The sequence below is a fragment of the Leptolyngbya sp. PL-A3 genome, from assembly GCF_039962325.1.
GTDB lineage: Bacteria > Cyanobacteriota > Cyanobacteriia > Elainellales > Elainellaceae > Vacuolonema.
Genome location: NZ_JAMPLB010000140.1, coordinates 1 through 5,175 on the forward strand (window position 1 = coordinate 1; position 5,175 = coordinate 5,175).

General features: G+C 43.2%; 7 protein-coding genes. 5 read left to right on the forward strand and 2 right to left on the reverse strand.

The features are described 5' to 3' along the window. Positions 1–380 precede the first annotated feature (380 nt). The 4 genes from NDI52_RS34620 (at position 381) to NDI52_RS34635 (ending at position 2,906) form a co-directional block, all read left to right on the forward strand. Positions 381–1,022, forward strand: a complete 642-nt coding sequence (locus NDI52_RS34620; RefSeq protein ID WP_348257192.1) for a hypothetical protein — start codon at positions 381–383, stop codon at positions 1,020–1,022. Positions 1,023–1,057: 35 nt separating this feature from the next. Next, positions 1,058–1,936: a nucleotidyltransferase gene (locus NDI52_RS34625; protein WP_348257193.1), complete on the forward strand. Its 879-nt coding sequence runs from the start codon at positions 1,058–1,060 to the stop codon at positions 1,934–1,936. 212 nt (positions 1,937–2,148) lie between these two features. Further along, on the forward strand, positions 2,149–2,535 hold the full coding sequence (locus NDI52_RS34630; protein ID WP_348257194.1) for a restriction endonuclease: 387 nt from the start codon (positions 2,149–2,151) through the stop codon (positions 2,533–2,535). After that, entirely contained in the window at positions 2,535–2,906 is a 372-nt protein-coding gene (locus NDI52_RS34635) for a hypothetical protein (RefSeq protein WP_348257195.1), read from the forward strand. The genes NDI52_RS34630 and NDI52_RS34635 overlap by 1 nt, the downstream gene beginning before the upstream one ends. A gap of 127 nt (positions 2,907–3,033) precedes the next feature. Here NDI52_RS34635 and NDI52_RS34640 read toward each other — a convergent pair whose 3' ends face one another. Beyond that, positions 3,034–3,174, reverse strand: coding sequence for a hypothetical protein (locus NDI52_RS34640; RefSeq protein ID WP_348257196.1), 141 nt, complete (start codon positions 3,172–3,174; stop codon positions 3,034–3,036). 529 nt (positions 3,175–3,703) lie between these two features. Here NDI52_RS34640 and NDI52_RS34645 point away from each other — a divergent pair. Continuing rightward, positions 3,704–3,982 (forward strand): hypothetical protein, encoded by a 279-nt coding sequence (locus tag NDI52_RS34645; protein ID WP_348257197.1) that lies wholly within the window; start codon positions 3,704–3,706, stop codon positions 3,980–3,982. Between the two features lie 452 nt (positions 3,983–4,434). Here the strand turns inward: NDI52_RS34645 and NDI52_RS34650 are convergent. After that, positions 4,435–5,175: hypothetical protein (locus NDI52_RS34650; RefSeq protein WP_348257198.1), on the reverse strand; the 741-nt coding region annotated here is incomplete at its 5' end.

Consider the following 5,175-nt stretch of genomic DNA (forward strand, 5'->3'; position numbering starts at 1 on the left):
GTGGGGACAGTGGGACAGATTCCACTGGGAGAGACGGCTCTCCACTCACTTGTGAGGATTGTCTTTAATCCTCAAACACTCGACTTTCTACATCGCACCCCTTCAAGTGGGCCAAGTAAGAAAGGTTATCTGTAGCGGGTAATGGGCAGTGTTCGACTGCTTGAGCTTTGGGTTGGGGCGAAGCGACTCTAAAGTGAACTGTTAGAACTTGAGCTCGGTTTTTACTACTAATTGAGTCAAACCAGGTACGGTTATTTCTACCTCCCTAATAGTTCATTCGTATTGAGTATGAAGTTAGAATAGCTCGCTATATAGCGTCAAAAGCTTGCAGTATACACTACATATAGATATATAGAACTAGCTCTCTGGGTTAAGCCTCTATGCACGCCTATGCAACAAATGCTTCCGAGCGAGAGTCTACTCCAGTCTGGCTGGCGTTCCTTGCTGTAGTTTGCGCTCTAGTTTTAAGTTCCGGGTTGAAACTCACAAAATTGGAAGTTCCTTGGTGGGTTGATGCTCCTTCGGTCATGGGGTTTTACGGACTAATTTATCAGTGGTTTGATAAACATCTGTGGTATCAAAAGTTCAAAGTTATATCATTCTCGTCGATTCCAAATCTTCAAGGAACTTGGGTAGGAGTTATTCACTCGTCTTATGGTGGTGGAACTGATGTTCCAGAGGTAATTTTGTATATTCGGCAAACCTGGACACGACTAAATGTGCGTTTAACTACTCAAAGTTCTAGTTCGTATTCCATTATGGCGGCAGTTAATACGCAAGAATCATCAGAACCTTGTTTGAAATATGAGTATATGAATGAACCATCCGCTTTGAGTGTCAATACTATGAATGCTCATCGAGGTACAGCTAGCTTACAGCTATCTCCAAATGGTAAGGAATTGGTCGGTGATTATTTTACTGGTCGTGGCAGACAGAATCTCGGAGCTATGGAATTCAAGCTTGTTTCTCGTGAGTATTTGACAAGAGTAGAGGCTCTACGAGTAGCAAATCAGCAACCTTAAAACTTGTCTTTATCTTTTCTAAACGCACTAGTCTTATGGTTATATCTGAATCTCAACTCCAAACATGGTCTAATCAAGGGGCAACTGTATCAGCCCAACAGACTCATGAATCAATTAGAAACGCGTTGTCAACTTATCGATGGTCTTCTGGAATTACCTATGAAACTTATTTACAAGGCTCATATCGAAATTCAACAAATATCCGTGGCGATAGCGATGTGGATCTTGTAGTCGAACTCACTTCGGTTTTCTACTCAAACCTTACTGATAGCGAGAAAAGTCAGTTAGGAATAACATCCACTGCCTATGGTTGGTCAGAGTTTCGCAAAGAGGTAATCACTGCTCTTTCTAACTACTATGGTTTTCAATACGTTGACACGTCAGGTAGTAAATCGATTAAACTCTTGCCCAATAGTGGACGAATTAAGGCAGATGTAGTCGTAGCGGTAGAATATAAACACTATGAAAATATGAGACTCACAGCAGAGGGAATGACCTTTTGGACACTTCCTGAATGGCGCCAAATTTATAACTTCCCAAAATTGCATTATGAGAATGGTGCAAGCAAGAACTCGCAGCAACAGACAAGAGGCTTATATAAGCCTAACGTCAGAGTCTTTAAAAATGCTCGAAATCGAGTTACTGATGAATATCCATTTTTATTAGGGCGATTCCCCTCTTATTTCGTTGAGTGCCTTCTCTTTAATGTCCCTAACAGCAAATTTAGTGCTAGTTATCAATCAACATTTGTTGACTCTATAAATTGGTTGAATTCTCAACTATATAATGATTCTTGGCAAAGGTTTATATGCCAAAACAAAATGAGTTATTTATTCGGAGATTCAACAGTTCAATGGAACATTGGTGACGCTCGTGAGTATGTGTCAAGATTAATAGCGCTGTGGAATGCCTAATAGATCAGCCAGCAGTCGACAACCGTGTTGCAGCGGATGATGTCAAGATCTTGGTGTGAATTCAGAGGTTACCTGCCACCGCTGAACACGAACGTTAGACAGCTAGTCTACTTGTATAAACAGCTAAAACTTATTAAGTGTAGAAAGTTCAAGCCCAAAAGACAGTACAACTGCTAAACTATTTAATATTTCTACAAATTATTTTAGCAAGCATGATATTTGATCGAGAACCTAGTACATGGCAAGAGCTACAAAATTTCGTAGCTCAAGTCTTCACAGAAATTGGTTGTGATGCCAAGATCGAGCATTCTCTGACAACTGTACGTGGCTCAATTAATATTGATGTATATGTAGAGGATAAAATTGGAAATCTGCCTCTTATATACTTATGCGAGTGTAAACACTGGAATAGCCGTGTTCCAAAAAGTATTGTTCACTCTTTCCGAAGTGTAGTTTCAGATGTTGGTGCAAATCGGGGATTAATTATTTCAAAAACAGGATTTCAAGCAGGTGCTTTTCAGGCTGCGGAACACAGCATCATTGAACTTTTAACATGGGATGCTTTTCAAAAACATTTTATGAGCGATGGATACAAGTAATGAGCCAACGCCTTGCAGTATCTGCCGATAGAATCTTTAAATACATGAGCATGCCACCTCTACTGGATAAGGATTATGACCAATTTCCAGGCAGTAGGGATTGGAGTGATGAACGATGGTATCAGTATATTGGTTATTTTTATAAAAAATATAGCTTGTTAACCTGTGCAATGACGCATTCAATATCTTCAATGGGAATTAAGAAAGAATTTCCTTTAGAAGTTTTCATCCCGCATCTTAATGTAGAAAGTCAGTCGATTGATTGGAAAATCTTAAAGCTATTTTCCTACAGGGAATATTTTGATTTTGCCTTCCCTTTAGTAGAAGAAGCACTGATTGAATTTAAGGCAATTTGGCAAGATAATTCATAATGACAACTTAAATATAAAAAGTTGTTAGTTTTGTTAGGAGGTGTGCGGTTGTCTAACATCGCGCTGCACCGGAATATTTCAATTGATCGGTTGATGGCAAAGGTTATACGTCTGGTGAGTGCGAACGTTAACTCTTCTCTTCATTATCCTCCCCGATCGCCCTCAAATACGCCTCAGCCGCCGCCTGCTTAAACACCCCTTTCGTATAGCGCTGAAAGACCCGATCGCTCCGAATCCCCATCAACTCCTTCCCAAATAACGGATCCACACCCTTCTTGGCCTGCTTGAAGCGAAGCTGTCACCAGATGCAATTAGCCCTAATTCGGAGCCTGAAACAACGCAAACTCGTTGCTTAATTGAGGCTAATTTGGAAAATAATAGATTTTTCTAGTACAAGATAACTGTACTCAAACCTATATTCCATAATGGTTTCAGCCTAATTGCACTTCATGACAGCTTCGCTTCAAGCAGGCCAAGAGGCGAACCCAGCATATTTGGGATTGAGCATGGAAATACCTAAATAAGAAACTCCGCTGGACGCTGGAGATAACGTTCCTTACTTCTTTGAACGTGCTCCAACCTTATTGCATTAGATGTTTAAAAATTGTGCAACCAGAAAAAAGCCCCACCCGCTGTGAGTGGGGGGAGAAGCTTAATTCATGCTGCTGTCATTCTCCCATAGACAGCGATCGCTCTCATAACGCTCTACCTCTGCACTCGGTCTGTGTCGCCTGCGGATCGATTTTGCTGACACTGGTAGGAGCGTAAACAAAAACCACCCAAGGCGGCGCGGGTGGTTGAAAGATTTGTCTTGTCTCCTAATCCTCCTATCCCGCCCTGCAATGCTCTACAGCGAAACCACCAGCATTGCAGGGGCAGTGATTGAGGGAGTAGGTGTTGGTGCGGTGTCGGCAGTAAAAAGCCCACATCCTGTGAGTGATGCGGGCGGGAATCAAGACTATTGGGATTGTGGCATAGAACAGGCGATCGCATCGACTAATCTTCGACCTTTTCTACATACTCGACAAGTAGCGTTGGAACTGCTCTCGGTTCCCCTCGTTTTGAATGGCGATTAACCAGGAACTCACGCTCTACAATCCTCCACTTAAAGCCTCGATATTTGATGACATCGCTAACATGCGGATCACTGTAGAAGGTCATGCAAAAGATGCCATCAACCAATCTAATATCTTCTGCCGCCATATTCTCTCGCACGTCATCCGGCAGTGTGAAATCAACCGACCATGAAACAGGGTTCTTATTGATTACAATGTCGGTTGAATCAAATTGACCTAATAGAAACTTTGCCATTTTGTAAGAACTTCTAATTTGGGTAATGCTGCGTCCTAGGTAGCCGTCCTGGGTGCCGTCCTGTGTTCCACATAGGACGACCTAGGACGGAACCTAGGACAACCGTGGAATATGCTGGACTCCGTTGTTCCTACCTAGGACGCGTCCTAGGTGTCCTGGGTCATTTTGGGCAGTTTTTTCTATTCCTGTCCTAGGTGTCCTGGGTGTCCTAGGTAGGCTAGTTTTTGTTAGCTGAATCACGGGAGACAACTTTCACAAATTGTGACTTGGTGCCGTTGGGGTTATCTCGCTCCTCACTTTGAAGAACTCCACTCATCACGGCTGACTGAATAAGTTGCTTTACAACCTGGCGATCGTCGGCGCGGAAGTCTTGCATCAATTTACTAACAGATGCCCACTCGCCATTCAGCTCTAAGATTTTCTCAATCAACCGACTACGAACACGGGCGATCGCCTCTTCATCTTTCAGGCTTTCAGTTTCTTTTGTGGGATAAGTTTCCTCAGGTTCTTGAGCCGTTTTTGTTGTAGCCATTGGCTGGTTTTTAGACGCTTCTGAATTGGCAATTAAGGCCACTGAAGAGGTAGATGCAACTGGCGGAAGCAGGTTTAGAAGGAAATCTACGGTAAGCCAGGGGGGTAATACTAAATCCTCTGTTGTGCCATCCAGCCAAGTCACTACTGCCCGACCTGTAGGGGCCATTGTGCCGAAGTCATCAACAGGTTCACCAATGGTTTCTACCTTTACCGTCGAAGACTTCAGCGTGGTCAAGATGTTCGCCACTCCAGGGTAGAAACTCGCCTGGTCACCGTGGGCAATCAGGATCGGGTAGTACTCATGCTTTGATGACTCCCGCAACAGCGATCGCAGTCCCTTCCCCAGCGGCTCAAGATCCTCAAAGTTGTCATAATCTCCGAACTCATCCCAAACGATTGAGAGGTGCAGGTTCTTGCCTGCGTC

What these genes read in the sequence shown, in the direction of transcription:
- NDI52_RS34630 (WP_348257194.1), top strand. Translation starts at nt 2,149, where the DNA reads ATGATATTTGATCGAGAACCTAGTACATGGCAAGAGCTACAAAATTTC.
- NDI52_RS34620 (WP_348257192.1), top strand. Translation starts at nt 381, where the DNA reads ATGCACGCCTATGCAACAAATGCTTCCGAGCGAGAGTCTACTCCAGTC.
- NDI52_RS34635 (WP_348257195.1), top strand. Translation starts at nt 2,535, where the DNA reads ATGAGCCAACGCCTTGCAGTATCTGCCGATAGAATCTTTAAATACATG.
- NDI52_RS34625 (WP_348257193.1), top strand. Translation starts at nt 1,058, where the DNA reads ATGGTTATATCTGAATCTCAACTCCAAACATGGTCTAATCAAGGGGCA.